This is a genomic window from Pseudomonas sp. Ps21-P2 (assembly GCF_039672565.1).
Taxonomy (GTDB): domain Bacteria; phylum Pseudomonadota; class Gammaproteobacteria; order Pseudomonadales; family Pseudomonadaceae; genus Aquipseudomonas.
Genome location: NZ_JBDFPL010000005.1, coordinates 300413 through 326146, shown reverse-complemented (window position 1 = coordinate 326146; position 25734 = coordinate 300413). Strand labels below are relative to the sequence as shown.

The following is a 25734-nucleotide window of genomic DNA, read 5'->3' as shown; positions in this document are numbered from 1 at the left end:
TGACGGCGAGGCGCTCGTAAGGCTGCAAACGCCGCTGGCGCCGCATTCAAAACGCACTAATAAAAATAAAGGAGTGCCTGAATGTCCCTGGCTGATATTCGTCTGGACGATAAGTACCGACTCGCAACCGGCAATCTGTACCTGACCGGAACCCAGGCGCTGACCCGCCTGCCGATGCTGCAGAAGCAGCGCGACGAAGCCCGCGGGCTCAACACCGCCGGGTTCATCTCGGGCTATCGCGGCTCGCCGTTGGGCAACCTCGACAAGAGCCTGTGGGACGCCAAGGAATATCTCCAGCAGAACGCCATTCATTTCCAGCCCGGCGTCAACGAAGAGCTCGCCGCGACGGCGGTCTGGGGCAGTCAGCAAGTCAATCTGTTCCCCCACGGCAAATACGACGGCGTCTTCGCCCTCTGGTACGGCAAAGGCCCGGGCGTTGACCGCTGCGGCGACGTGTTCAAGCACGGCAACTCGGCGGGCGTTGCCGAAAAGGGCGGCGTGCTGATCCTCGCCGGCGACGACCATGGCTGCAAATCCTCGACCATCGCGCACCAGAGCGAACACGCCTTCATCGCTTCGATGATTCCGGTGCTGAACCCCAGCAACGTCCAGGAAATCCTCGATTACGGCATCATCGGCTGGGAGCTTTCGCGCTACAGCGGGTGCTGGGTGGCGATGAAGACCATCGCCGAAAACGTCGATTCCTCGGCCGTGGTCGAAGTCGATCCGCTGCGCATCCAGACGCAAATCCCCGAAGACTTCCAGATTCCCGAAGGCGGCCTGCACATTCGCTGGCCCGACCCGCCCCTCGCTCAGGAAGCGCGCCTCAACACCTACAAAATCTACGCCGCCCGTGCGTTCGCCCGGGCCAACAACTTGAACAAGGTGGTGATTGATTCGCCGAAGCCGCGTCTGGGCATCATCACCACCGGCAAGTCTTACCTCGATGTGCGTCAGGCTCTGGAAGAACTGGGTATCGACGAGGACCTGTGCGCGTCGGTGGGCATACGCGTGCTCAAGGTCGGCATGAGCTGGCCGCTGGAACCGGTGTCGGTGCACGGCTTCGCCGAAGGGCTGGACGAGATCCTTGTGGTCGAGGAAAAACGCAGCGTGATCGAGGATCAGCTCACCGGTCAGCTGTACAACTGGCCGGTGGATCAGCGTCCTCGCGTGGTCGGTGAATTCGATGAAGAGGGCCGTTCGCTGCTGCCGAACCTGGCTGAACTGACCCCGGCAATGATCGCCCGGGTCATCGCCAAGCGCCTTGCGCCGATTTACAGCAGCCCGAAAATCGACGCGCGCCTGCAGTTTCTGGCCGACAAGGAAAAGGCCCTTGCCGCGCCGCTGTTCAACACCCAGCGCACCCCGCATTTCTGCTCGGGCTGCCCGCACAACACCTCGACCCGTGTGCCGGAGGGCAGTCGCGCCCTGGCCGGGATCGGCTGCCATTACATGACCATCTGGATGGACCGTGAAACCGAGACGTTCACCCAGATGGGCGGCGAGGGCGTGACCTGGATCGGACAGGCGCCGTTCACCGAAACCCCCCACGTGTTCCAGAACCTGGGTGACGGCACCTATTTCCACTCCGGGCACCTGGCGCTGCGAGCGGCGGTCGCCTCAAAGGTCAACATCACCTACAAGATTCTCTACAACGACGCCGTTGCCATGACCGGCGGCCAGCCCATCGATGGAGTGCTGCGGGTGGATCAACTGAGCCGCCAGGTGTTCAACGAAGGCGTGCAGCGCATTGCGCTGGTGTCTGACGAGCCAGAGAAATACCCGAGCCGCGAGCAGTTCGCGCCGATCACCACCTTCCACCACCGCAGCGACCTTGACGCCGTTCAGCGCGAACTGCGTGAGTTCAAAGGCGTGTCGGTGATCATCTACGACCAGACCTGCGCCACTGAAAAACGCCGTCGCCGCAAACGCGGGACGATGGTGGATCTGGACAAGCGCGCCATCATCAACCCGGCCGTGTGCGAAGGCTGCGGCGATTGCGGCGTCAAGTCGGGCTGTCTGTCGGTGCTGCCGAAGGAAACGCCGGAAGGGCGCAAGCGCGAAATCGACCAGAGCGCGTGCAACAAGGACTTCAGCTGCGTCGAAGGCTTCTGCCCGAGCTTTGTCACGGTGCATGGCGGCAAGCTGCGCAAGCCACAGTTGCCCAAGCAGGCCCAGGCGTTCGCTGAACTGCCGCAACCGACACTGCCGAGCCTTGCTGAGCCGTACAACATTTTGCTGCCGGGTGTGGGTGGCACGGGCGTGACCACCGTCGGTGCGATGCTGGGTTATGCGGCGAATCTGGAAGGCAAGGGCTGCAGCGTGCTAGACCAGGCCGGTCTGGCACAGAAGTTCGGCCCGGTGGTCAGCCACATTCGTATCGCCGCGCGGCAGGAAGACCTGTTCGCCGTGCGCATCGCCGCTGGTGAGGCGCATCTGCTGCTGGGTTGCGACCTGTTGGTGGCGTCGGGGCCCGATGCGATCGCCAAGCTCAACAGCGCGAAAACCCATGCGGTGATCAACAGTCAGCAGACGCCGACCGCTGAGTTCACTCGCAATCCCGACGCCGAGTTCCCGGCTGAAGCGATGATGCAGACCATCCGCGAAGCCGTCGGCGCCGAGAAAACGCACTTTGTGCAGGCGACGGACCTGGCGACCAAATTGATGGGCGACAGCATTGCCAGCAACCTCTTTATGCTCGGTTATGCCTTCCAACTGGGGCTGATTCCGTTGACCTCTGCGGCGATCGAAAAAGCCATTGAGCTTAACGGCGTGGCGGTCAATCTGAACCAGCAAGCGTTCCTGTGGGGGCGTCGTGCGGCGTTTGACCTGCCGGCAGTGCAAGCAGCGGCCAATCCGCAGACCCAGCCGACGCCGGACCCTGAGCACCTGACCTTGGAGGAGCGCGTCACACGCAACGTCCATGGTTTGATCGCCTATCAGAACGGCGCGTTGAGCGAGCGTTACCTGACGCTGGTGAATCGGGTGCGGGATGCCGAAGCGCGGCTGTTCCCGGGCCAGCCGCCTGCGCTGACCGAGGCGGTGGCGTTCAACTACTTCAAGCTGCTGGCCTACAAGGACGAGTACGAAGTGGCGCGGCTATACAGCAATGGCGACTTCACCCGTCAGCTTGAAGCGCAGTTTGAGGGCGATTACCGCATCGAGTTTCACCTGGCACCGTCCTGGCTGGCCAAGCGCGACCCGAACAACGGCACCCCGCGCAAACGCAGTTTCGGGCCGTGGATGCTGAAGGCCTTCGACGTCCTGGCACGGTTCAAATTCCTGCGCGGTACGGTGCTCGATCCGTTCGGCCGCAGCGTCGAGCGTCGGCAGGAGCGTGAGTTGATTGATGCCTATGTTGGCGACATCGAGCTGATCCTTGGCCACCTCAGTGCGAGCAACCGCCATACCGCGCTGAGTCTGGCACGGCTTCCGGAACGCATTCGCGGTTATGGTCACGTCAAGGAAAGCGCCATGAAGGCGGCGGCTCTGCAAGCCGCGCGGATGCGCCAGAGCCTGGTCAGTGGCGAGGTTGAAGTGCTGAAGTTGTATGAAGTAGCGGCGTGACGAATGGGAGGAGGTCGTTCAGGCCTTCTCTCATCGAACTGGATGCATCGCTTAGTAGGATCGGCTTTAGCCGGGAAGACGCCGGTATTGCCACGCTCGATTTCGCGGCGTGACGACTGAAGCTTTCCCGGCTAAAGCCGGTCCTACATTTGCGTTCGCACACAATCTCATTGGACACACGAATCGTTGTAGGACCGGCTTTAGCCGGGAAGGGGCCATTGTGAACGCCATCGATTTTGCGGTGCGCCACCTGACGTCTTCCCGGCTAAAGCCGGTCCTACATTCGCGTTCACGCCCGATCCCACCGGGGTTTTGACATTTATTCAGCGGCCAGCTCCACCAACACCGTCCCTTCCTTGACCATCTCGCCTTCGGCGCAATAGAGCGCTGCGACGGTGCCCGCCGTGTTTGCGCGGATGCTGTGTTCCATTTTCATCGCTTCCAGGACCACCAGCGGTGTACCGACTTGCACCTGTTCGCCCACGCTGACCAACACCCGAACGATGCTGCCATTCATGGGCGCGGTGAGGCCGCCCTGATGCCCGTGGCTGGAATCCACTTCGGCTATCGGGTCAACCTGTTGAATGGCGTGTACGTCGCCCTGCCATTGCAGGTAAAGCGTGTCGGCCCGACGAATTGCAATCGTCTGGTGACGCACGCCGTCCCGCTCGATCAACAGGCGCTCGCCGTTCAGCCGAGCGCTTTGCTGCGAGTCACCACGCAGCACGATGCTCCGGGTTTCGGCGCCACACGCCAGGTGCAACGTCACTTCGCCAGGACCGCCGAGGCGCAGGCCTTTGGTGGTTGACCAGGGTGAATGGGCGTCGTCGGTTCTGACCGCCACTGGCGCGGTGCTCAGATATGCCCGCGCCGCCAATTGCCAGAACGCCTCCGTCAAACCCTCAGTCGCTGGCAGCAGATCGTCCTGATAGCGAGGGATAAATCCAGTGTCCAGTTCCGCTTCAGCGAACGCCGGGTGCGCGATGATCCGGCGCAGAAACGCAAGATTGGTGCGCAGGCCGCCGATGGCGAATTCGTCCAACATCGCCAGCAGCCGCAAACGCGCTTGTTCGCGGGTCTCCCCCCAGGCAATCAGTTTGCCGAGCATCGGGTCATAGAACGGCGAGACCTCGTCACCTTCCGCCACACCGCTGTCCACGCGACGTCCCGGCCCCGCAGTTGATTCGCGATACAGCGACAGCGTTCCGGTCGCAGGGAGAAAGTCGTTGGCCGGATCTTCCGCATACAGTCGCACTTCAATCGCGTGGCCGTTGAGGGGGACCTCGGCCTGGGTGATCGGCAGCGGCTCGCCCTGGGCCACTCGAATCTGCCAGGCCACCAGGTCCAGCCCGGTGATCGCCTCGGTCACCGGGTGCTCCACCTGCAGGCGCGTGTTCATTTCCATAAAGAAGAAATCGCCACGGGCATCCAGCAGAAACTCCACCGTGCCCGCGCCGACGTAGCCGATCGCCTGCGCCGCGCGCACAGCCGCTTCGCCCATGGCCTGACGCATCTGCGGTGTCAGGCCCGGTGCGGGGGCTTCCTCGACGACTTTCTGGTGACGGCGTTGGATCGAGCAGTCGCGCTCGTTGAGGTACAGGCAGTGGCCGTGCTGGTCGGCAAACACCTGAATTTCCACGTGGCGCGGCTTGAGCACGTACTTTTCGACGAGCATGCGCGAGTCGCCGAACGACGACTGCGCCTCACGTTGTGCCGAGGCCAGCGCTTCGGCCAGGTCCTCGTCGCGCTCAACCACCTTCATGCCCTTGCCGCCACCGCCGGCCGTGGCCTTGAGCAGTACCGGGTAGCCGATGCGGGCGGACGCTTCGCGGAAGGTTGCGGCGTCTTGCGCATCGCCGTGATAGCCGGGCACCAGCGGCACGCCAGCGGTTTCCATCAGCGACTTGGCCGCCGATTTGCTGCCCATGGCGTCAATGGCCGAGGCGGGCGGACCGAGGAAAATCAGGCCGGCCTGTTCCACCGCGCGGGCAAAGCCTGCGTTTTCCGAGAGAAACCCATAACCCGGGTGGATGGCTTGGGCGCCGCTGGCTTTGGCGGCCGCAATCAGCTTGTCGATTTGCAGGTAACTCTCGCTGGCCTTGCTGCCGCCGAGGTTCACCGCGACGTCGGCCTCGCGTACGTGCCGAGCGTTGCTGTCCGTGGCGCTGTGTACGGCGACGGTGGTCAGGCCCATGGCCTTGGCCGTGCGCATGACCCGGCAGGCGATTTCGCCCCGGTTGGCGATCAGCACCGAATTCAGCGGTTGTGTGTGGGGGGCGCTCATCAGTGCGACTCTCCTTGTGGGGCACGCAGGGCTTGTGGTGTTTGAGACAGCGTGCCGGGTTCGCCGCGCCAGGCCGGTTCGCGCTTTTGCAGAAACGCGCGCAGACCCTCCTGGCCTTCGGCGCTGACGCGAATGCGAGCAATGGCGTTCTCGCAATAGCGGCGCAGGGCAGGGGTCAACTCACCGTCGGCGACTTCGCGCAGCAGGTCTTTGCTGACGCGCATGGCCTGGGGGCTGTTGAGCAGCAGGTTGGCGATCCAGTGTTCCAGGTGCTGTTCCAGCTCGGCGGCGGGGTAACACTCGGCCAGCAGGCCGAGTTCCCGCGCCCGGGTGCCTTCGAAGCGTTCGGCGGTCAACGCATAGCGTCGCGCGTGACGTTCGCCGATGGCTTGCACCACGAACGGGCTGATCACCGCCGGGGCGAGCCCGATTTTCACTTCCGAGAGGCAGAACTGCGCGTCTTCAGCGCCGATGGCCATGTCGCAACAACTGATCAGGCCCAGTGCGCCGCCATAAGCAGCGCCTTGCACCACGGCGAGGGTCGGCGCCTTGAACTTGGCGAGGTTGTACATCAACTCGCCCAGCTCCCGGGCGTCGCCCAGGTTGGTGTTGTAATCGAGGTTGGCCGACTCCTGCATCCAGGCGAGGTCTGCACCGGCGCTGAAATGTCGGCCGCGTCCGCGCAACAGCAGAAAACGCAAGCTGTCGTCCCTCTGCAGCTGATCCAGGGCGATGATCAGCTCGCGAATCATCTGCGCGTTGAAGGCGTTGTTTTTCTCCGGCCGGTTGAGCCAGAGCGTGGCGAACCCTCGTGGGTCGAGGGCGATGTCGAGGGTGGCAAAATCATTCATGGGGCGATTCTCTCGGGTCACATCCGGAACACGCCGAAGCGGGTCGGTTCGATGGCGGCGTTGAGCGAGGCGCTGATGGCCAGGCCGAGAATGTCGCGGGTCTGGGCGGGGTCGATGACACCGTCGTCCCACAGCCGGGCGCTGGAGTACCAGGGGTGCCCCTGATGCTCGTACTGATCGAGGATCGGCTGGCGCAACGCGGCTTCCTCCTCGGCGCTGAAGGTCTGGCCGCTGCGTTCGGCCTGCTCGCGCTTGACCTGGACCAGCACGCCGGCGGCCTGTTCTCCGCCCATGACGCCGATCCGCGCGTTGGGCCACATCCACAGAAAGCGCGGGTCGTAGGCGCGGCCGCACATGCCGTAGTTACCCGCGCCGAAGCTGCCGCCGATGATCACCGTGAACTTTGGCACCTTCGCGCAGGCGACGGCGGTGACCAGCTTGGCGCCGTGCTTGGCGATGCCGCCGGCCTCGTACTTCTGGCCAACCATGAAACCGGTGATGTTCTGCAGAAACAACAGCGGAATGCCGCGCTGGCAGGCCAGTTCGATGAAGTGCGCGCCTTTCTGCGCGGCTTCGGCGAAGAGGATGCCGTTGTTGGCGAGGATGGCGATCGGGTAGCCATGCAGATGGGCGAAGCCGCAGACCAGCGTGGTCCCGAACAGCGCCTTGAATTCATCGAACACCGAACCGTCCACCAGCCGCGCGATGACTTCGCGCACGTCGAACGGCTGCTTGGCGTCTGCCGGGATCACGCCGTACAGCTCGTCATCGGCATACAGCGGCGCCTGGGGTGGGCGGGTTTGCAACTGGCCGAGCTTGCGCCAGTTCAGGTTGGCCACGCAGCGCCGGGCCAGCGCCAGTGCATGGTCGTCGCTGTCGGCGTAGTGATCGGCCACCCCCGAAACCTTGCAGTGCACGTCGGCGCCGCCGAGGTCTTCGGCGCTGACCACCTCGCCCGTGGCGGCTTTCACCAGCGGCGGCCCGGCAAGAAAAATCGTCGCCTGCTCGCGGACCATGATGGTTTCGTCGGCCATGGCCGGCACATAGGCGCCGCCGGCAGTGCAGGAGCCCATGACCACCGCGATCTGGGCAATGCCCTCGGCGCTCATGTTGGCCTGATTGAAGAAGATCCTGCCGAAGTGCTCGCGGTCCGGGAACACCTCGTCCTGGCGGGGCAGGTTGGCGCCGCCGGAGTCCACCAGGTAGATGCACGGCAGGCGGTTCTGCTGGGCGATGGTCTGGGCGCGCAGGTGTTTTTTCACGGTCAGCGGGTAATACGTGCCGCCTTTCACCGTCGCGTCGTTGGCGATGATCATGCATTCGACGCCTTCGACCCGGCCAATGCCGGCGATCAGCCCTGCAGCCGGGACGTCTTCGCCGTACACGTCATGGGCGGCGAGCTGGCTGAGTTCGAGGAAGGGCGAACCGAGGTCGAGCAGGCGATTGATCCGCTCCCGGGGCAACAATTTGCCCCGGGAGGTATGGCGTTCCTGAGCTTTGGCACCGCCGCCGCGCTGAACGTGGTCGAGCAGGCTGTGCAGCGCGTCGAGCTGCGTGCGCATGGCGTCGCTGTTGGCAGCGAATTCCGGCGAACGCGGGTTGATCTGGGTGTGCAGAGTGGTCATGGGGCCTCCGGAGCGGTCAGCGGGTTTCGTTGAACAGCTCACGCCCGATCAGCATGCGGCGGATCTCGCTGGTGCCGGCGCCGATCTCGTAGAGCTTGGCGTCGCGCAGCAGTCGTCCGGCCGGGAATTCGTTGATGTAGCCGTTGCCGCCGAGAATCTGGATGGTGTCGAGGGCAAACTGTGTCGCCCGTTCGGCGGCGTAGAGGATCACCCCGGCGGCGTCCTTGCGCGTGGTCTCGCCGCGCTCGCAGGCCTGGGCCACGGCGTACAGGTAGGCGCGGCTGGCGTTGAGCTGGGTGTACATGTCGGCGACCTTGCCCTGGATCAGCTGGAACTCGCCGATGCTCTGGCCGAACTGTTTGCGGTCGTGAATGTAGGGCAGCACCACGTCCATGCAGGCTTGCATGATCCCGACCGGCCCGCCGGAGAGCACGACACGCTCGTAATCCAGGCCGCTCATCAGCACCTTCACGCCACCGTTCAGCGCACCGAGCAGGTTTTCTTCCGGCACCTCGACGTCATCGAAGAACAGCTCGCAGGTGTTGGAGCCGCGCATGCCGAGCTTGTCGAACTTGTTGCCCCGCGAGAAGCCGTGCCAGTCGCGCTGGACGATGAACGCGCTGATGCCGTGGGCAGCTTTTTCCAGGTCGGTCTTCGCGTAGATCACGTAAGTGTTGGCGTCAGGGCCGTTGGTGATCCAGGTCTTGCTGCCGTTGAGGACGAAGCGGTCGCCCCGTCGGTCGGCGCGCAGCTTCATTGAGACCACGTCGGAACCGGCGTTGGGTTCGCTCATCGCCAAAGCGCCGACGTGCTCGCCGCTGATCAGTTTGGGCAGGTAGCGGGCTTTCTGTTCGGGCGTGCCGTTGCGATTGATCTGGTTGACGCAGAGATTGGAGTGGGCGCCGTAGGACAACGCCGCGGAGGCGGAGCCCCGGCTAATTTCTTCCATGGCGATGACATGGGCCAGATAGCCGAGGCCCGCGCCGCCGTATTGCTCATCGACGGTGATGCCCAGCAGACCCATGTCGCCGAATTTGCGCCACATGTCGGCGGGGAAGAGGTTGTCTTTGTCGATCTGTGCAGCGCGCGGGGCGAGCTCGGCAGCGACGAAGGCGTGCACCTGGTCGCGCAGCATGTCGAGGGTTTCGCCGAGGCCGAAGTTGAGCGTGGGGTAATTCATGAACTGCATCCCGTGTTGTTATTGGAGGGCTGTCAGGGGGGAAGATGATGTGCACCTTTACGTCAACGTAAGCCTGCGGTCATGCTGATGTCAACGGGAACGAGGCATTGGCCCGGGGAATAACGGAAGGGGGAGAGGTTTACAAATGCCGGATAGCACGAAGGGGAGCCTGGGCTCCCCTTCAAGTTCGATTGCATGCTCGTTTTTATTGTTAGGTGGGCTGTTGTTGTTTTTGGCGCCCCGCCTTTTTTGCTTTTCTGAGCGACCCCCAAACGGGGCCAAGAGCAAACGTATTTTTTTGAGCGCTGATCCGCTTCGATCTTTCGATCCGACTCGACTGGTAGCTGCCTGAACGCAGTTTTATTGTTCTCAGTACGGTCGTGAGGCCAGGGCCTCAAGTAGAGCGATCCACTCCAAAAAAATCAGTTAGCTGCGTCTCTGTCCGTGTTGTTCTTGTTATGTCAGAGCCGATACGTCTTGTTTTTATTGGGTTATTGCATTTGTTATTTTTGTTGTACGTAAGACATAGCAGAAGCCATGCCAACTTTCAGAAGGTCCCGGTTTCCGGGGTTTTGCGGACTTCACCGGCCTCGATTCACTGCTGAATCTGTCGCCAGGTGTTTCCGTGTTACCCGTTTCCCTGAACGCGATGGCGGGCAGGGTAACACTGTGTGACAACTTGTCGCACATCAGGCCGACAGACGTGCTCTTGCCACCCGCGAGCCGTTTGCCCGTCCGAGGGTGTCGCTGATGCGCTGGCCTGCTGCGATGAGTGTGTGCAGATCGATACCGGTCTCGATGCCCAGGCCGTTCAGCAGGTAAACCACGTCCTCGCTGGCCACGTTGCCGGTTGCGCCTTTGGCGTAAGGGCAGCCGCCGAGGCCGGCCACGGAACTGTCGAACACCTGAATGCCCTCCAGCAGGCTGGCGTAGATGTTGGTCAGCGCCTGACCATAGGTGTCGTGGAAGTGCCCGGCCAGTTTGCCGCGGGGGATCTGCCCGGCGACCACGTTGAACAGCGTGCGGGTGGCCCCCGGCGTGCCGGTGCCGATGGTGTCGCCAAGGGACACCTCGTAGCAGCCCATGGCGTACAGCTCGTTGGCGACTGCCGCCACTTGCTTCGGCGCAATGTCCCCTTCATAGGGGCAACCGAGCACGCAGGACACGTAGCCGCGAACGCTGATGCCGTGCAGCCGCGCGGCTTCCATAATCGGCAGGAAGCGGTCCAGGCTTTCGCTGATCGAGCAGTTGATGTTGCGCTGGGAGAACGATTCCGATGCGGCGGCGAATACGGCCACTTCTTTCACGCCAGCAGCGAGGGCGTCTTCGAACCCCCGCAAGTTAGGCGTCAGTGCGGCGTAGGTCACGCCGTCCCTGCGCTGGATGCCGGCGAACAGTTCGGCGGAGCCGGCCATCTGCGGCACCCATTTCGGCGAAACGAAACTGCCCGCTTCGATATAGCTGACACCGGCGTCGGCCAAGTCATGCACCAGCTGCAGTTTGTCGCTGACGCTGACGGGGCGGGATTCGTTCTGCAGACCATCCCGAGGGCCGACTTCGACCAGACGCACACGCTGAGGGAGAGACATATCGGCATCGTTCCTGAGAGGTTTGACTTGAGATTATTGAGTTATCTGGTTGAATCAGCTGGACATTTCCAGCGCGGCTTTGCAGCGTTCTTCAGCGGTGTCCAGCTCCAGCTGCATTTGCTGAATATCCAGGAGCTGCTGATCCAGTTGAGCGCGACGCTCGGCGATTTTCTCGAGCATGGTGCTCAACTGTTTGTGATTGCCCCCAGTGGGGTCGTACAGACCGATGAGGTCGCGGCACTCGGCCAGGGAAAAACCGATGCGTTTGCCGCGAAGGATGAGTTTGAGGGTGACCTTGTCACGGGGGGAGTAAATACGCTCCTGCCCGCGGCGTTCGGGGCTGAGCATGCCTTGTTCTTCGTAGAAACGGATGGTGCGGGTGGTAATGTCCAGCTCGCGGGCGAGGTCGGAGATGCTGTAGGTGATAGCGGTCATGGCAGTGCTCGATACGGAAGGCATGGGCGTAACGTAAGTTGGGCTTTACGTTAACGTCAAGCGGCGTTATCAAACACTGGCCCAGCGTATGCCAATCGTAGGAGCGGGTTTTTGAGTGTAGGACCGGCTTCAGCCGGGAAAGGGCCAGCAGCCACACCGCACAATTGATGGTGTTCACACGGGCCTCTTCCCGGCTAAAGCCGGTCCCACTAAAAGACCGCGTGCATCCGTTGCTACTGGCCGGAACCCAAAGGTCTACTTCACCGCTGCTTCTAGGGTCTTGCCCAGCTTGCGCTCCTGCGCGGTCACCAACTGGCAAAGCTCGATAATCTGCTCTCGCATCCAGCGGTTCGCCGGGTCCTGGTCGGTGCTTTCGTGCCAGTACAGGTGCGTCTCCACGGTTGGAACGTCGTTCACCGGCAGATACACGAAATGCAGGTCATTGCGCCGGGCGAAGCGCTCGGGAACGGTCATGACCATGTCGGTCTGCTGCAGCACTTGCGAGGCCATCAGGTAATGCTGCGAACGCAACGCGACCTTGCGCTGAATGCCCATTTTGCCCAAAGCCAGATCCACGTAACCCAAGCCACTGCGTCGGCTGGAAATATGAATGTGCGCAACGCCAAGGTAGTCATCCAGGCTGATGGCGTCCTTGTTCGCCAGCGGATGGCCGCGGCGCATGGCGCACACGTAGTGGTCTTCCATCAGCTTGACGTGGCGCACCTGCGGGTCGGTGTTCAAAGGCGCGTCCACCGCGAAGTCCAGCCGGCCGGCCGCGAGTTCCTTGGTCGTCTCCCGGCGTTTGGACAGAAAGCTTTCAATGGTCACGGCGGGCGCCAGACGCCGCAGCCGCTGGAACAGCGCGGGCAGGATCACCGCCTCGGTGAGGTCGGTCATGCTGATGCGGTAGTTCTTGTTGGCCTGCAGCGGATTGAAGATCCGGCTCTCCTGCACCGACACCCGCAGCAGCGAAAGAGCATTGCGCACCGGGCCGATGATGTTCTGCGCCATGGGCGTGGGCACCATGCCTTGGGCCGTGCGCACGAACAGCGGATCGTTGAAGGTTTCGCGAAGGCGCGACAGGGCGTTGGACACGGCAGGCTGGGTGATGCCGACGATCTGGCCGGCGCGGGTCAGGTTTGCTTCGGTGTAGATGGCGTCAAACACAATAAAGAGATTGAGATCGACCTTGCTCAGGTTCATTGCTGTGCGCCTCGTGCAGTTCTTGTTGTTTGGAATGCGCCGAATCATATATCGGTTATGAATGTTTATACACGCCGAGAATAGGTTAGATAAATGGGGGGCGCTGTTCTAGCATCGGATCACGACCTGACAACACCTCACAGAAGGCAGCAGCCCCATGGATTTCGCTTACTCCCCCAAGGTTCAGGCACTGCGCGAGCGCGTGACCGCCTTCATGGACACTTACGTGTACCCGGCCGAGCCGGTGTTCGAGCGTCAAGTGGCCGAAGGCGATCGCTGGCAGCCGACGGCGATCATGGAGGAGCTCAAGGCGAAGGCGAAAGCCGAGGGGCTGTGGAACCTGTTCCTGCCGGAATCCGAACTGGGGGCAGGGCTGTCGAACCTCGAGTACGCGCCGCTGGCGGAGATCATGGGCCGCTCGCTGCTGGGCCCGGAGCCGTTCAACTGTTCCGCGCCGGACACCGGCAATATGGAAGTGCTGGTGCGCTATGCCAATGACGCGCAAAAAGAGCGATGGCTGGAACCCTTGCTGCGCGGCGAGATCCGCTCGGCGTTTGCGATGACCGAACCCGACGTGGCCTCTTCGGATGCCACCAACATGGCCGCGACCGCCGTACGCGATGGCGATGAGTGGGTCATCAACGGACGCAAGTGGTGGACCTCCGGCGCCTGTGACCCGCGCTGCAAGATCATGGTCTTCATGGGCCTGAGCAACCCGGACGGCCCGCGTCACCAGCAGCATTCGATGATTCTGGTACCGACTGACGCGGCGGGGGTGAAGATCGTCCGGCCGCTGCCGGTGTTCGGCTACGACGATGCGCCCCACGGTCACGCCGAAGTGCTGTTTGAAAATGTACGCGTGCCGTACGAAAACGTCCTGCTGGGTGACGGACGCGGGTTCGAAATCGCCCAGGGTCGTCTGGGCCCGGGCAGGATTCACCACTGCATGCGTTCGGTCGGCATGGCGGAACGCGCGCTGGAATTGATGTGCAAACGCTCGGTTCAGCGCACCGCGTTTGGACGGCCGTTGGCGCGACTGGGTGGCAACATCGACAAGATCGCCGACTCGCGCATGGAAATCGACATGGCGCGCCTGCTGACCCTGAAGGCCGCCTACATGATGGACACCGTGGGCAACAAGGTGGCAAAAAGCGAGATCGCGCAAATCAAGGTGGTCGCACCGAACGTTGCGTTGCGGGTGATCGACCGGGCAATTCAGATGCACGGGGGCGCGGGGGTGTCCGGCGATTTCCCGTTGGCCTATATGTACGCCATGCAGCGCACCCTGCGCCTGGCCGACGGCCCGGACGAAGTGCACCGCGCGGCCATTGGGAAGTTTGAGATCGGCAAGTATGTGCCGAAGGAGATGATGCGCGGCGAGCATCGATGATCGACCACGGCGTCACCAGCAACCCGTAGGTTGCTGGCACGGATGCAGGCGGCTGAACCGCCTCACTCCACCCAAACCTCGACCCGGCGGTTCTTGATCCGGCCTTCATCGCCATCATTGGCCGCCACCGGCATTTCGTCGCCAAACCCGCGCACGTCACGCAGCACCACCTGATGTTTCAGCAGCTCCCGGCGCACGGCCATGGCGCGCAGTTTTGACAGCAATTGCGCCCGCGCCGGATCGCTTTTGGCATCGCCAAACCCCGCCAGCGTCACCTTCTGATCCAGCTTTTCATGGGCCTTCAGGTACTCGACCACGCGCTTGAGATCGAGCATCGCCTTGGTGTCCAGCGTCGCGCTGCCCTGGGCGAAACGGAAATTCACCGACAGCCGTTCGGCCTCCCGCGCCAGATTCTGATACTCCAGTGGCATCTGTGCCGTAGCCCTCACTTTCACCGCCTGAACCGTCTGCGCCACAAACCCGTTCTGCGCGACGATAGACTGGCCCTGGGGACTCTGGGCGAACCGCACCAGCGCCTTGGCCCAGCGCTGCCTCGAGTCGGGCGGCAGGTAAAAATAGAGACGGCGCGACAGCGGATAGTCTTCGGTAGCAATCAGGCTGACCGTGGGCAGCATCGGTTTTGACTCACCGTCGATGATCGCCACGGCCTTTGCCTGCCGAATATAGGGCAGGCCGATGAAGCCGATGCCCTGACGGTCCTGACTGACCTGGTCGGACAGTTCCTCACTGGACTCGAAGCGCCTGACCTCCTTCGACAGCGTCTTGGCGGACTTGGCCAGCACCAACTCGTTGAAGGTGTCGAACGTGCCGGACTGTTGATCCCGTGCGTATAAATGGATAGCCCCGGCCGGGCCACCCAGTTGCTCCCAGTCGCGGATCTCGCCGGAAAAGATTTTCGCCAGTTCCGCCGTGCTCAGCTCCCGCAGCGGGTTGCCGGGGTGAAGAATCACTGCCACGCCGTCGATGGCGATCACCTGCTCGGCCTCATGACTGCGCAGATCGCCCAGGGCCGCCAGCTCGATAGCCTCGTTGTTCTTGATCGGTCTTGAGGATGCCGCCACATCGGCCAACCCGTCCTTCAGCGCCGCAAACCCGGTGCTCGATCCATGGGCAGCAATCTCGATGCTGACGTTCTGGCCCGAGGGCAATTGGGCGGTAATGCGCAGTTCGTTAGGGCGCGCGCCCGGTTGTTCCTGTATCGATTGCGCGCCTTGCTGCGCCAGCAAGCCCTTGACCAGCGCCGGCCCCAGCTGCGCGCCAATCGTATTCGAGCCCTGAATGCGCAAGGCTGGCGATCCGTCAGTCGGCGCCGGAAGCGTAGCCGCGCCAGCGCTGACCGAGAGGGCGGCGGCAAGGAGTGAAGAGAGGACAAGAAAAACGCGGGTGCGCAGCATGTGCGGCATCTTTATATGAGCGGAGGTGGCCGGAGAATAAGACAGGCGGATGACGGCCAGATGACAGATCGCCGCTTGGTGCGCGTTGGAGGAGCAAGCCGCAGGCAGGGCGCCATGCGGCTCATCATTCAATGATTCGGTTATTCCAGCTCAAGCCAGATCGGCGCGTGGTCGGACGGTTTGTCCATGGAGCGCAAGTGATAATCCACGCCCGCTCCCTTGATGCGCGGTTGCAGGCCGTGGGAGGCGAGGATCAGGTCGATGCGCAGGCCGCGCTTGGGCTCGTCTTCAAAACCGCGACTGCGGTAATCGAACCAGCTGAATTGATCGACCACTTCCGGGTACAGGTGGCGGAAGCTGTCCACCAGGCCCCAGTTCTTGAGTTTGGCGAGCCACTCGCGCTCCTCCGGCAGGAAGCTGCACTTGCCGGTTTTCAGCCAGCGCTTGGCGTTGTCGGCGCCGATGCCGATGTCGCTGTCTTCCGGAGAGATGTTGACGTCGCCCATCACCACCAGCGGCTGGTCATTGCTGAATTTCGTTTCCAGCAGGTTCTGCAGATCTGCGTAGAAGCGCAGCTTCGCCGGGAATTTGGTCGGGTGATCACGGCTTTCGCCCTGTGGGAAATAGCCGTTCATGACTGTCACCGGATTACCGTTGCGATCGGCGAATGTGCCCCAGATGAAGCGGCGCTGGGCGTCTTCGTCGTCGTTGTCGAAGCCCTTGTGAATTGACAGCGGCGGCTGACGCGAAAGCAAAGCGACGCCGTAATGACCCTTCTGGCCGTGGAAATGCACGTGGTAGCCCAGCGCTTCGATATCGGCCTGGGGGAATTGCTCGTCGGAGACCTTGGTTTCCTGCAAGCCAATGACGTCGGGCTGATGTTTCTCGATCAACGCCGCCAGTTGGTGCGGTCGGGCGCGAAGGCCGTTGATATTAAAAGACACAAGTTTCATGGGCGGCGCTCCTGGCAGCTCCTTGCAAATACAAACGGCGATGCTAGCCGACCTGCCCGGTGACGGCCAGCGCCCGGTTCGCCCGGCTGCATTGGAACCGGGGGGCGTGCATTGCTGAACGACGGCCAAGTCGTGGGGAACTGCGCTTGCGGGTGGCGACTCGAAGCCTTGAAGACACCCACCCGAGCGACCGCCCCGGGGCTCATCAAAAGGACGAACACCATGCCTGAACTGCCTGGCGAAACGGCGCAGATCCGTCAGCTCGACAGCGGCTATTCCCGCGAAACCCGCACGTTGCTGTACCTCGCTTACCGTCAGGAGCCGAGTTTCGCGTACCTGTTCGAATCCGGCCGCTCCGGCTACGAGCATCGGGTCAAGGCGACCATCCGTGCGCTGGTCAAACAGCATTTTCTTCAGGACTTGCCGGCGTTGGGGCTGTTCGTGGCGGACCGTCTGGTGGGCGTTGCGCTGATTGCGCCTCCCCAGCGGCGACTGGGCATCACCGAAAGCTGGGCCTGGCGGATTCGCATGTTGATAAGCACCGGCCTGCGCGGGACCCAGCGCTACCTGGAGTATTACCATGACGTGCTGGCCTGTGCGCCGTCGGAAGCGGTTCATGTGCTGCCGCTGCTCGGCGTCCATCCTGATTTTCAGGGCAAGCATTATGGTGAGCAGTTGCTTCTGGCGTTGCATGACTGGTGTGGGCAGGACAAAAACTCGGAAGGCATCGTCCTCGACACGGGAAATGGCCATTATCTGGATTTTTACGATCGACACGGTTATCAAGAAATCGGCGAAGTGGAAGTAGGACCCGTCCGAGAACGCATATTTTTCCGCCCAAATCCCCAGGTTTCATTGGGCTCTGTGGCTTGAGCTACGCAAGCTTCCCCATTTGAGCGGGTTCCAGCAGCCCGCGTCGCTCGTGTAGCATTCGCGCCTATGAAGTTTCCCCATCGATACACCAGTGGCTTTCTCTTGATGTTGTCCAGCTGCGCGGCATTCGCCGATGCGCAGCTGGAGGTCCGGATCAAGCCGTCCAATGCCGCGCTCAAATCCAACATCGAAGGGTATGTAGGCAGCCTCGGCGAGCGCGACGAGCCAGCCCTCGAACGTTTCAGCGTGGGGGCCGTCGAGCAGGCGCAGAAGGCCGCTCAGGCCCTTGGCTATTATCAGGCGCAGATTGACAGCGAAGTCCGCCATGTCGACAACAACCTGCAACTGCTGCTGAAGGTCGAGGCGGGTGAGCCCGTCCACCTGCGCAATGTGTCCATCCGCGTGACCGGGCAGGCCACCCAGCTGAAAAGCTTCCGGGTGCCCAAAGGCGACGCCCTGAAACCCGGCGCTGTGCTCAACCATGGTGTCTACGAGGACGCCAAACACCTGATCGAAACCCAGGCCGCGCGCTATGGCTTCTTCAATGGCCGGTTCGTGACCCAGCGCCTGTCCGTTGACCCCCGTGCCGGTGTCGCTGACATTGAACTGGTCTACGACAGCGGGCCGCGTTTCTCCCTTGGCAAAGTGACGTTCAGCGGCGACGCGCCGTTCGATGAAGACCTGCTGCGGCGCATGGTCCCGTTCAAGCAAGACACGCCTTACGACTCCGAACTGATCGCCGAACTCAACCAGGCCATGCAGTCGAGCGGCTATTTCGAAGGCGTGCGGGTCAACGCATCGCCCACCGACGCCCAGGCTCAGGTCATTCCGGTGGACGTCCAGCTGCAAACCCGCAAGCCGCGGACCATGGGGCTGGGCGTCGGCTATTCCACCGACGTTGGCCCTCGGGTAAAAGCCAACTGGACGCGCCACTGGGTCAATCCCCAGGGTCACAGCTATGGCGCTGAAGCCGAAATCTCTGCGCCACGGCAGAATGTCGGCCTGTTCTACGACATCCCGCTGGACCCGCCCCTGACCGACAAACTGCGTTTCGCCGGCGGCTACCAATATGAAGAAATCGCCGACACCGACAGCCTCAGCAAGCTCCTGACCGTCGGCCCCGAGTGGCACAGCAAATTGCCCAGCGGCTGGGAACGGGTGATCTCGCTGAAATGGCAGCGCGAAGAATACCGACTGGGCAACGATGAAGGCCTCAGCACCTTGCTCATGCCCGGCGTCAGCTATTCATACCTGCGCAGCGATAACCGCATCGACCCGCACAATGGCTACCGGCTGCAGTTCGACACCCAGGTCGCCAAGGAAGGACTGGGCTCGGACGCCAACCTCCTGCACGGCACGGTCATGCTCAAAGGGCTGACCACCGTGGCGCAGAATCACCGCTTTCTCGGGCGGGTGCAGGTTGGCGGCAGTGCCACCAATGGCTACAAATCGATCCCGCCTTCGCTGCGTTTCTTTGCCGGTGGCGACCAGAGCGTGCGCGGTTATGACTACCAATCGCTGTCCCCGGAAAACTCCGACGGCGACAAGATCGGCGGCCGCTATATGATTGCCGGCAGCGCCGAGTACCAGTACTCGATTGCCGAAAAGTGGCGCGTGGCGGCGTTCGTCGATCAGGGCAACTCGTTTAATACCCTGGACCTGCCGAGCCTCAAGACCGGCGTCGGCATCGGTGTGCGCTGGGTGTCTCCGGTCGGGCCGCTGCGCCTGGACCTCGCCCACGCACTGGATGAAGACGGCGGTATTCGTCTGCACTTCTCGATGGGACCTGAACTGTGACGAATAGGGATTTGTTGAAACGCACCGTCGCAATCACAGCGATTACGCTGCTGTCGTTAGTCATCCTCGTGGTGCTGACGATGACTCTCCTTCTCGGCACCCAAAGCGGCAGTCGTTGGGCGCTCGGTCTGGTGCCGGGCCTGTCGGTCGAAGGGTTTTCCGGTCGGCTGGGCGGCGCATGGCAGGCGGATCACCTGATCTGGCAGCAAGGCCAGAGCACAGTCGACATTGACGCGCCGGTGTTCGACTGGTCACCGGCGTGCCTGGCGCGCATGACGCTGTGCATCGACAACCTGCAGACGGGCGACATCAGGCTGCAATTTCCGCCTTCGAGCGACGAAGCCAGCAGCGCCCCCATCAAACTGCCGGATCTCAAGCTGCCGTTGGCCCTGCAGCTGGGTCGCGTGCAGATCGGCAGTCTGCACCTGGACGGCACCGAACAGGTTCGCGACCTGCAACTGGCGGCGCACTGGACTGCCGAAGGGTTGAAGATCGATTCGCTGCACGCCGGTCGTGATGACATCGCCCTCGACCTGTCGGGGCTGCTCAAACCCGAGGGCGACTGGCCGCTGACCGCCGAAGGGCAATTGAAGCTGCCGGACGTCAGCGGTCAGCCGTTGTCACTGGCGCTGAGCATACAGGGCGATCTGCTCAAGACGTTGACGCTGAATGCGCAGAGCAAGGGGTATATCGACGCTCATCTGATCGGTGAGCTGCAGCCGTTGGTGGAAAACCTGCCGGCAACCATCGCCATCACCAGCGACGCGTTCAAACCGAGTGCCGATTTACCGGACACGCTGCAGCTCAATCAGCTGGTTCTCAACGCCAAGGGCGACCTTGCCCAGGGTTACGCCATCACCGGCAATGCCAGCCTTCCCGCTGAAAAAGGCCCGGTGGCACTGGCGCTACAAGGGCGTGTCGACGCCAAGGGCGCGGACATTGCGGCGCTGGACCTGACCGCCAGTGACAATCAGCGGCTCAAGGCCAGCGGCAAGCTGGATTGGCAGCAGGGCCTGCGCGCCGACGCCAAAATCGACTGGCTCGATTTCCCCTGGCATCGCCTGTATCCGCTGATCGATGAGCCGCAGGTCAGCGTGCATACGTTCACCGGCGAAGTGTCCTACACCGACGGCAAATACCTCGGCCATTTCGCTGGGGAGTTCAAAGGGCCGGCCGGTCCTTTCACTCTAGAAAGCCCGTTCAGCGGCGATCTGCAGCAGATCTTTCTGCCCCAGCTTGAACTGGCAGCCGGGCAGGGCAAGGCCAGCGGTCACCTGAACCTGCAATTTGCCGACGGCATCGCCTGGGACACGGCGCTGGATCTCAGCGCCATCGATCCCGCTTATTGGGTCGCGGAGTTGCCGGGCGCCCTGGCAGGTCCGCTGCGCAGCAAAGGGTCGCTGCGTAACGAGCAATTGAACCTGAATGCCGACCTCGATCTGAAAGGGCGTCTGCGCGGCCAGCCTGCGGTGCTGCAAGCCAAGGCCGATGGGGCCGACAATAAATGGAATCTCAACGCCCTGGACATCCGCTTGGGCGACAACCGGATTCAGGGCACGGGCAGCCTCCAGCAGAAAGTCGCCGCACAGCTGGACATCAACCTGCCGCGGCTGGGTCAACTGTGGCCCGGACTGCAAGGGCAGATGAAAGGGCGCGTCGACGTCGCCGGCACGGTGCAGGCGCCCCAGGGGCAACTGGCGTTGCAGGGCACTCAACTGGCCTTTGGGGCGAACAAGCTGCAAGCCCTTACGTTGGCGGCCAAGCTCGACAACGCCCAGCGCGCAACCCTTGATCTGAAGACATCCGGCATTCAAGCCGGCGATACCGCGTTGGGCGCTTTGACTGTCAACGGTCAGGGCGACATCAAGCGTCAGCAGGTGAAACTCGACCTACAGGGACCGTTGCTCAAACTGGCCCTCGCGCTGGACGGCAACCTGGACAAAGGCAACTGGCGCGGGCGTCTGGCCAGCGGTGACATCCAGAGCGGCGGGCAGGACTGGAAGCTGCAACAGCCGGCCAAACTGGAGCGTCTGGCCGACGGCAAGGTCAACTTCGGTGCCCATTGCTGGGTCTCGGGGCCTGCGAGTCTGTGCGGCGAAGATCAGCGTCTGATGCCGGAGCCGCGCCTGCGCTATCACCTCAAGCGCTTCCCGCTGGAAAGCCTGGCGCAGTGGCTGCCCAAGGATTTTGCGTGGAAGGGCGCGCTCAATGCCGACATCCAGCTGGACGTTCCCGCTGCCGGCCCCAATGGCCAGGTGGTAATCGACGCCAGCGGCGGGACGCTGCGGGTCAAGGACAAGAATCAGTGGCTGGACTTCCCCTACGACACGCTGAAGCTGACCAGCAGCCTGACCCCGAAGAAAGTCGACACCAGCCTCGATTTTCGTGGCGGCAAGCTCGGCGAACTGCTGGCCCGACTGAGCATCGATCCAATCGCCAAAAACAAATCAGTGACCGGCGACTTCACCCTTAGCGGCCTGGATATTTCAGTGGGCCGACCTTTCGTCCCGATGATTGAGAAACTCAACGGCAAGCTCAACGGCAGCGGCCGGATTTCGGGCAGCCTGATGGCGCCGCAGATCAACGGCAACGTGGCGCTCACCGACGGTGAGGTGTCGGGGCCGGAAGTGCCTGTGAGCTTTGAAAAACTCAACGTTCAAGCCCTGATTGCCGGCGAACGTGTGGATTTGACCGGCAAATGGAGCAGCGGCGTGGCGGGTCAGGGCAGTATCGGCGGGCATGTGGCCTGGGCCGATGCGCTGGATGTCGACGTTGCGGTGAAAGGCACCCACCTGCCGATCACTGTTGAGCCCTACGCCAAGCTGGAAGCAGCGCCGGACCTGAAGATCACCTTGCAGGGTGACCGGCTGGCAGTGTCGGGCAAAGTGCTGATTCCGAAAGGCGAGATCACCGTGCGGCAGCTGCCGCCCTCGACCGTTAAAGTGTCCGATGACACGGTGATCGTCGGCCAGCAGACCAAACAGGGCAAAACCCCGCTGGCCATCGCCATGGACGTGAACGTCGAAGTAGGGCAGGAAACCCTGAGTTTTACCGGCTTTGGCCTGACCGCCAATCTCGTCGGGCACGTGCACATCGGCGACAACATGGACACCCGCGGAGAGCTCAATCTCAACGATGGCCGCTACCGGGCCTACGGCCAGCGCCTGACCATTCGCAAGGCGCGCCTGTTGTTCGCAGGGCCTGTGGATCAGCCGTATCTGGACATCGAAGCCATTCGCCAGACCGACGACGTGATTGCCGGCATTCGACTGAGCGGCAGCGCCGAGCAACCGACCACCACGGTGTTCTCGGAACCGTCCATGAGTCAGGAACAGGCGCTGTCCTATCTGGTACTGGGCCGTCCGCTGAGCACCAACGGTGAGGACAGCAACATGGTCGCCCAGGCGGCGCTGGCGTTGGGTCTGGCTGGCGGTTCCTCGACGGCGGGCAAACTGGCGTCCGGGCTGGGGATTCAGGATTTCGACCTGGACACCTCCGGCAGCGGCGACAAGACGGCGGTGGTCGCCAGCGGCAAGATCACCGACAAGCTCAGCCTGCGTTATGGCGTGGGGGTGTTTGAACCGGCCAATACGCTGACCTTGCGCTATCTGTTGAGCAAGAAGGTGTATCTGGAGGTCGCGGGTGGCGTTGCGAGTTCGCTGGATATTTTCTATAAGCGAGATTTTTGATCGGACGAGGCGGATGGGGAGGGAACCGGCTTGCCAGCAGCGGAGTGCAGCCGCCAACAAGCCGGTCTAACGCATTACACCGCAAAGGATGAGCGGCCGCCGAACAACCCGCCTCAGCCGTTGACGAGTTTCATCGCCGCGTCCGGATAACGGCCGCCTGCGACCGCGTTCACAGGGAACAGATCCTTCAGCGCCTGTAATTCCGCCGCACTGAGTGTCACGTCCAGCGCAGCGACGTTCTCCTCCAGGTATTTGCGCTGCTTGGTGCCGGGAATCGGAATCACGTCATTGCCCTGGGCGAGCACCCAGGCCAACGCCAGCTGGCCGGCAGTGATGCCTTTTTCTGCCGCCAGTTGCTCGACCTTCTGCACCAGCAGCAGGTTTTTGGCGAAGTTTTCGCCCTGAAACCTCGGGCTGCTGCGGCGGTAGTCATCGGCGGCGAAGTCGTCCGGGCTTTTAAGGGCGCCCGTCAGAAAACCTCGGCCCAACGGGCTGTACGGGACAAACGCGATACCCAGACGGCGGCAAGTGTCCAGCACGCCGTTTTCTTCCGGATCGCGGCTCCACAGGGAGTATTCGGTCTGCAAGGCGGTAATGGGATGGACCTTGTGAGCGCGTTCGAGGGTGCTGGCCGACGCTTCGCTCAAGCCGAGAAAGCGCACCTTGCCGGCCTTGACCAGCTCAGCCATGGCGCCAACGGACTCTTCGATTGCCACGCCCGGATCGATGCGGTGCTGGTAATACAGATCCAGGGTGTCGATTTTCAGCCGCTGCAACGTGCCATCGATCGCGGCGCGGATGTACTCGGGACTGCCATTCACCCCGCGCGCGCCGGCGTCGCCCGGCGTACGCACAATGCCGAACTTGCTGGCGATGAACGCCTGATCCCGCTTGCCCGCCAGCGCTTTGCCCAACAGTTCTTCGTTGGTGTGGGGGCCGTACATGTCGGCGGTGTCGAGCAGGGTGACGCCCAACTCAAGCGCCCGGTGAAGGGTGGCGATGGCTTCATCGGGATTGCCGCCGGTGGTGTAAAAGTCGGTCATGCCCATGCAGCCCAGGCCCAGGGCCGAGACCTGTGGTCCGTTTTTTGCCAAGTTGACGCGTTTGCATGATGAATGCCTTGTCGATCAAGAGGACTACCATTCTTGCGCCTCGACAGCGTCGGGATAAACCGGCTAAAAGTGCTTTCACTATTGGTTATTTCTAAACAATCCCTCAGCGGACCTGTGACGAGCCATGGATAAATTCAATGCGATGCGAGCCTTCACGCGCATCGTCGAGCTGGGCGGTTTCGCCAAAGCCGCCGACAGCCTGCACATGCCGCGCGCCTCGGTGACCATTCTGATCAAGCAACTGGAGGCGGAACTGGGCGTGCAATTGTTGATGCGCACCACGCGGCAGGTGACGCCAACGCCGGACGGTCAGGCCTATTACCACCGCTGCGTGAATGTGCTGAACGCGCTGGAAGCCGCCGAATCGGTGTTCTCCTCGGTGGCCAAAGACCCGGAAGGGGTGCTGCGCGTCGACATGCCGTCTGGCATCGGTCGGCTGATCATCATGCCGCTGTTGCCGGAGTTCACCGAGCGTTACCCCCGGCTGGAGATGGAAGTGGGCATGAACGACCGCCCGGTGGACCTGATTCGGGAGGGCTACGATTGCGTGATTCGCGGTGGCCAGCCCCTCGATCATTCACTGGTGGCCCGGCCGCTCGCTCAGATGCGCCAAGTGGTGTGCGCCAGTCCGAGCTATCTGCAGCGAAGGGGCACACCGCAATCACTGGCCGATCTGCAGCATCACCAGATCATCGAATACTTTTCTTCGACCACCAACAAGCGCTACGGGCTGGAGTTCGTCATCGACGGCCGGACCCAGGCGCCGGACCTGCCCAAAGCCCTGGCGACCAACAGCGCCGATGGCTACCTCGCCGCGTGCAGCGCGGGTTACGGACTGGTGCAGACGCCGTATTACCACGTTGCCGAATTATTGCGTCGTGGCGAGCTGATCGAAGTGCTGGGCGATGTCGAACAACCACTATTGTCTTTGACCGCGCTGTACCCGGCACACCGGCAGACCTCACGGCGGGTGAGGGTATTCGTCGACTGGGTGGTGGACGTGTGCTCGCGTCCGGGGCTGATGGACAAACCGGTAATGCACCGCGTTTCCTGACAACAAAATCGTTTCTGGCGGTAGGTTGCCGCGGTTTTTCATGGTTAACTTCCGCCTTCGCATGCCACTCAAACAAGGACTCAGCTCATGCCACAAGTGACTCGTAGAGGCTCCCCGGTACAGATCAGCGGCGAACTGCCGAAAGTCGGCAGCAAGGCGCCGGCCTTCAAACTGGTAGCGGGCGATCTGTCCGACGCCACGCTGGAAACCTTCGCCGGCAAGCGCAAGGTGCTGAACATTTTCCCGAGCGTCGACACACCGACCTGCGCCACCTCCATCCGCAAATTCAACGCCCAGGCCAACGAGCTGAACAACGCCGTCGTGCTGTGCATCTCCGCCGACCTGCCGTTCGCCCAGGCACGTTTCTGCGGCGCCGAAGGTCTGGAAAACGTGAAGAACCTGTCGACCATGCGCGGCGCGCAGTTCATGCAGGACTACGGCGTTGCCATCGCCGACGGGCCGATGGAGGGGCTGACCACCCGTGCCGTGGTCGTGCTGGACGAAAACGACGTTGTGTTGCACAGCGAGCTGGTACCGGAGATCGGTCAGGAGCCGAACTACGACGCAGCACTGGCGGTATTGAAGTAAGCTCGCAGGCGGCTTATTGCCACCAGCGGGCGCGGTAACATCCCGCAACATACAAGCGGCCTGACTCAATCAGGCCGTTTTTATTGGTACATCAGCACCTTATCCAAAGTAAGCACCAGGTAAATTGCC

General features: G+C 62.4%; 16 protein-coding genes and 1 pseudogene. 7 read left to right on the top strand and 10 right to left on the bottom strand.

Annotated elements, in window-relative coordinates; translation table 11 throughout:
• Nucleotides 1-81 precede the first annotated feature (81 nt).
• Nucleotides 82-3567, top strand: coding sequence for an indolepyruvate ferredoxin oxidoreductase family protein (locus ABEH28_RS15140; RefSeq protein WP_346630399.1), 3486 nt, complete (start codon nt 82-84; stop codon nt 3565-3567).
• 319 nt (nt 3568-3886) lie between these two features.
• Here ABEH28_RS15140 and ABEH28_RS15135 read toward each other — a convergent pair whose 3' ends face one another.
• From ABEH28_RS15135 to ABEH28_RS15105, 7 genes are all read right to left on the bottom strand, one after another.
• Nucleotides 3887-5851, bottom strand: coding sequence for an acetyl/propionyl/methylcrotonyl-CoA carboxylase subunit alpha (locus ABEH28_RS15135; RefSeq protein ID WP_346630398.1), 1965 nt, complete (start codon nt 5849-5851; stop codon nt 3887-3889).
• A complete protein-coding gene (locus ABEH28_RS15130; protein ID WP_346630397.1) occupies nt 5851-6702 on the bottom strand; it encodes a gamma-carboxygeranoyl-CoA hydratase in 852 nt (283 codons plus the stop codon). Before ABEH28_RS15130 ends, ABEH28_RS15135 begins: the two co-directional genes overlap by 1 nt.
• Nucleotides 6703-6719: 17 nt before the next feature.
• The gene (locus ABEH28_RS15125; protein ID WP_346630396.1) at nt 6720-8327 is read right to left on the bottom strand and encodes a carboxyl transferase domain-containing protein; all 1608 of its coding nucleotides are present in this window, start codon (nt 8325-8327) and stop codon (nt 6720-6722) included.
• 16 nt (nt 8328-8343) lie between these two features.
• Nucleotides 8344-9507: an isovaleryl-CoA dehydrogenase gene (locus ABEH28_RS15120; RefSeq protein ID WP_346630395.1), complete on the bottom strand. Its 1164-nt coding sequence runs from the start codon at nt 9505-9507 to the stop codon at nt 8344-8346.
• 689 nt (nt 9508-10196) lie between these two features.
• A complete protein-coding gene (locus tag ABEH28_RS15115) occupies nt 10197-11096 on the bottom strand; it encodes a hydroxymethylglutaryl-CoA lyase (RefSeq protein ID WP_282373104.1) in 900 nt (299 codons plus the stop codon).
• A 54-nt stretch (nt 11097-11150) separates the two neighbouring features.
• Nucleotides 11151-11531 (bottom strand): MerR family DNA-binding transcriptional regulator, encoded by a 381-nt coding sequence (locus ABEH28_RS15110; protein WP_346630394.1) that lies wholly within the window; start codon nt 11529-11531, stop codon nt 11151-11153.
• A gap of 255 nt (nt 11532-11786) precedes the next feature.
• Nucleotides 11787-12734: a LysR family transcriptional regulator gene (locus tag ABEH28_RS15105; RefSeq protein WP_133775085.1), complete on the bottom strand. Its 948-nt coding sequence runs from the start codon at nt 12732-12734 to the stop codon at nt 11787-11789.
• 157 nt (nt 12735-12891) lie between these two features.
• Between ABEH28_RS15105 and ABEH28_RS15100 the strand changes: the two genes are divergently transcribed.
• Nucleotides 12892-14124 carry an acyl-CoA dehydrogenase gene (locus ABEH28_RS15100; RefSeq protein WP_346630393.1) on the top strand — a complete coding sequence of 411 codons (1233 nt, stop codon included), beginning with the start codon at nt 12892-12894 and terminating at the stop codon, nt 14122-14124.
• 62 nt (nt 14125-14186) lie between these two features.
• Here the strand turns inward: ABEH28_RS15100 and ABEH28_RS15095 are convergent, their stop codons facing one another.
• Together ABEH28_RS15095 and xthA are read right to left on the bottom strand one after the other, a co-directional pair.
• Nucleotides 14187-15539 (bottom strand): phosphate ABC transporter substrate-binding/OmpA family protein, encoded by a 1353-nt coding sequence (locus ABEH28_RS15095; RefSeq protein ID WP_346630392.1) that lies wholly within the window; start codon nt 15537-15539, stop codon nt 14187-14189.
• A 140-nt stretch (nt 15540-15679) separates the two neighbouring features.
• Nucleotides 15680-16492 carry an exodeoxyribonuclease III gene (xthA, locus tag ABEH28_RS15090; protein WP_192173906.1) on the bottom strand — a complete coding sequence of 271 codons (813 nt, stop codon included), beginning with the start codon at nt 16490-16492 and terminating at the stop codon, nt 15680-15682.
• Between the two features lie 222 nt (nt 16493-16714).
• Between xthA and ABEH28_RS15085 the strand changes: the two genes are divergently transcribed.
• The 3 genes from ABEH28_RS15085 to ABEH28_RS15075 all read left to right on the top strand — a co-directional run bounded on the left by ABEH28_RS15085 (nt 16715) and on the right by ABEH28_RS15075 (nt 22851).
• Entirely contained in the window at nt 16715-17365 is a 651-nt protein-coding gene (locus ABEH28_RS15085) for a GNAT family N-acetyltransferase (RefSeq protein ID WP_346630391.1), read from the top strand.
• Nucleotides 17366-17431: 66 nt separating this feature from the next.
• Complete coding sequence (locus ABEH28_RS15080) at nt 17432-19162, top strand: autotransporter assembly complex family protein (protein ID WP_346625989.1); 1731 nt, start codon at nt 17432-17434, stop codon at nt 19160-19162.
• A gap of 14 nt (nt 19163-19176) precedes the next feature.
• Nucleotides 19177-22851 carry a translocation/assembly module TamB domain-containing protein gene (locus ABEH28_RS15075; protein WP_346630505.1) on the top strand — a complete coding sequence of 1225 codons (3675 nt, stop codon included), beginning with the start codon at nt 19177-19179 and terminating at the stop codon, nt 22849-22851.
• 113 nt (nt 22852-22964) lie between these two features.
• On the opposite strand, the pseudogene ABEH28_RS15070 reads toward ABEH28_RS15075, so the two are convergent.
• Nucleotides 22965-23961 (bottom strand): annotated as a pseudogene (locus ABEH28_RS15070) (aldo/keto reductase).
• A 126-nt stretch (nt 23962-24087) separates the two neighbouring features.
• On the opposite strand from ABEH28_RS15070, the gene ABEH28_RS15065 reads away from it, so the two are divergent.
• Both ABEH28_RS15065 and tpx read left to right on the top strand, forming a co-directional pair.
• A complete protein-coding gene (locus ABEH28_RS15065; protein WP_346630390.1) occupies nt 24088-25017 on the top strand; it encodes a LysR family transcriptional regulator in 930 nt (309 codons plus the stop codon).
• Nucleotides 25018-25104: 87 nt separating this feature from the next.
• Nucleotides 25105-25605, top strand: a complete 501-nt coding sequence (gene tpx / locus ABEH28_RS15060) for a thiol peroxidase (RefSeq protein ID WP_346630389.1) — start codon at nt 25105-25107, stop codon at nt 25603-25605.
• Nucleotides 25606-25734 lie beyond the last annotated feature (129 nt).

What these genes read in the sequence shown, in the direction of transcription:
- ABEH28_RS15140 (WP_346630399.1), top strand. Translation starts at nt 82, where the DNA reads ATGTCCCTGGCTGATATTCGTCTGGACGATAAGTACCGACTCGCAACC.
- ABEH28_RS15135 (WP_346630398.1), bottom strand. Translation starts at nt 5,851, where the DNA reads ATGAGCGCCCCCCACACACAACCGCTGAATTCGGTGCTGATCGCCAAC.
- ABEH28_RS15130 (WP_346630397.1), bottom strand. Translation starts at nt 6,702, where the DNA reads ATGAATGATTTTGCCACCCTCGACATCGCCCTCGACCCACGAGGGTTC.
- ABEH28_RS15125 (WP_346630396.1), bottom strand. Translation starts at nt 8,327, where the DNA reads ATGACCACTCTGCACACCCAGATCAACCCGCGTTCGCCGGAATTCGCT.
- ABEH28_RS15120 (WP_346630395.1), bottom strand. Translation starts at nt 9,507, where the DNA reads ATGAATTACCCCACGCTCAACTTCGGCCTCGGCGAAACCCTCGACATG.
- ABEH28_RS15115 (WP_282373104.1), bottom strand. Translation starts at nt 11,096, where the DNA reads ATGTCTCTCCCTCAGCGTGTGCGTCTGGTCGAAGTCGGCCCTCGGGAT.
- ABEH28_RS15110 (WP_346630394.1), bottom strand. Translation starts at nt 11,531, where the DNA reads ATGACCGCTATCACCTACAGCATCTCCGACCTCGCCCGCGAGCTGGAC.
- ABEH28_RS15105 (WP_133775085.1), bottom strand. Translation starts at nt 12,734, where the DNA reads ATGAACCTGAGCAAGGTCGATCTCAATCTCTTTATTGTGTTTGACGCC.
- ABEH28_RS15100 (WP_346630393.1), top strand. Translation starts at nt 12,892, where the DNA reads ATGGATTTCGCTTACTCCCCCAAGGTTCAGGCACTGCGCGAGCGCGTG.
- ABEH28_RS15095 (WP_346630392.1), bottom strand. Translation starts at nt 15,539, where the DNA reads ATGCTGCGCACCCGCGTTTTTCTTGTCCTCTCTTCACTCCTTGCCGCC.
- xthA (WP_192173906.1), bottom strand. Translation starts at nt 16,492, where the DNA reads ATGAAACTTGTGTCTTTTAATATCAACGGCCTTCGCGCCCGACCGCAC.
- ABEH28_RS15085 (WP_346630391.1), top strand. Translation starts at nt 16,715, where the DNA reads ATGCCTGAACTGCCTGGCGAAACGGCGCAGATCCGTCAGCTCGACAGC.
- ABEH28_RS15080 (WP_346625989.1), top strand. Translation starts at nt 17,432, where the DNA reads ATGAAGTTTCCCCATCGATACACCAGTGGCTTTCTCTTGATGTTGTCC.
- ABEH28_RS15065 (WP_346630390.1), top strand. Translation starts at nt 24,088, where the DNA reads ATGGATAAATTCAATGCGATGCGAGCCTTCACGCGCATCGTCGAGCTG.
- tpx (WP_346630389.1), top strand. Translation starts at nt 25,105, where the DNA reads ATGCCACAAGTGACTCGTAGAGGCTCCCCGGTACAGATCAGCGGCGAA.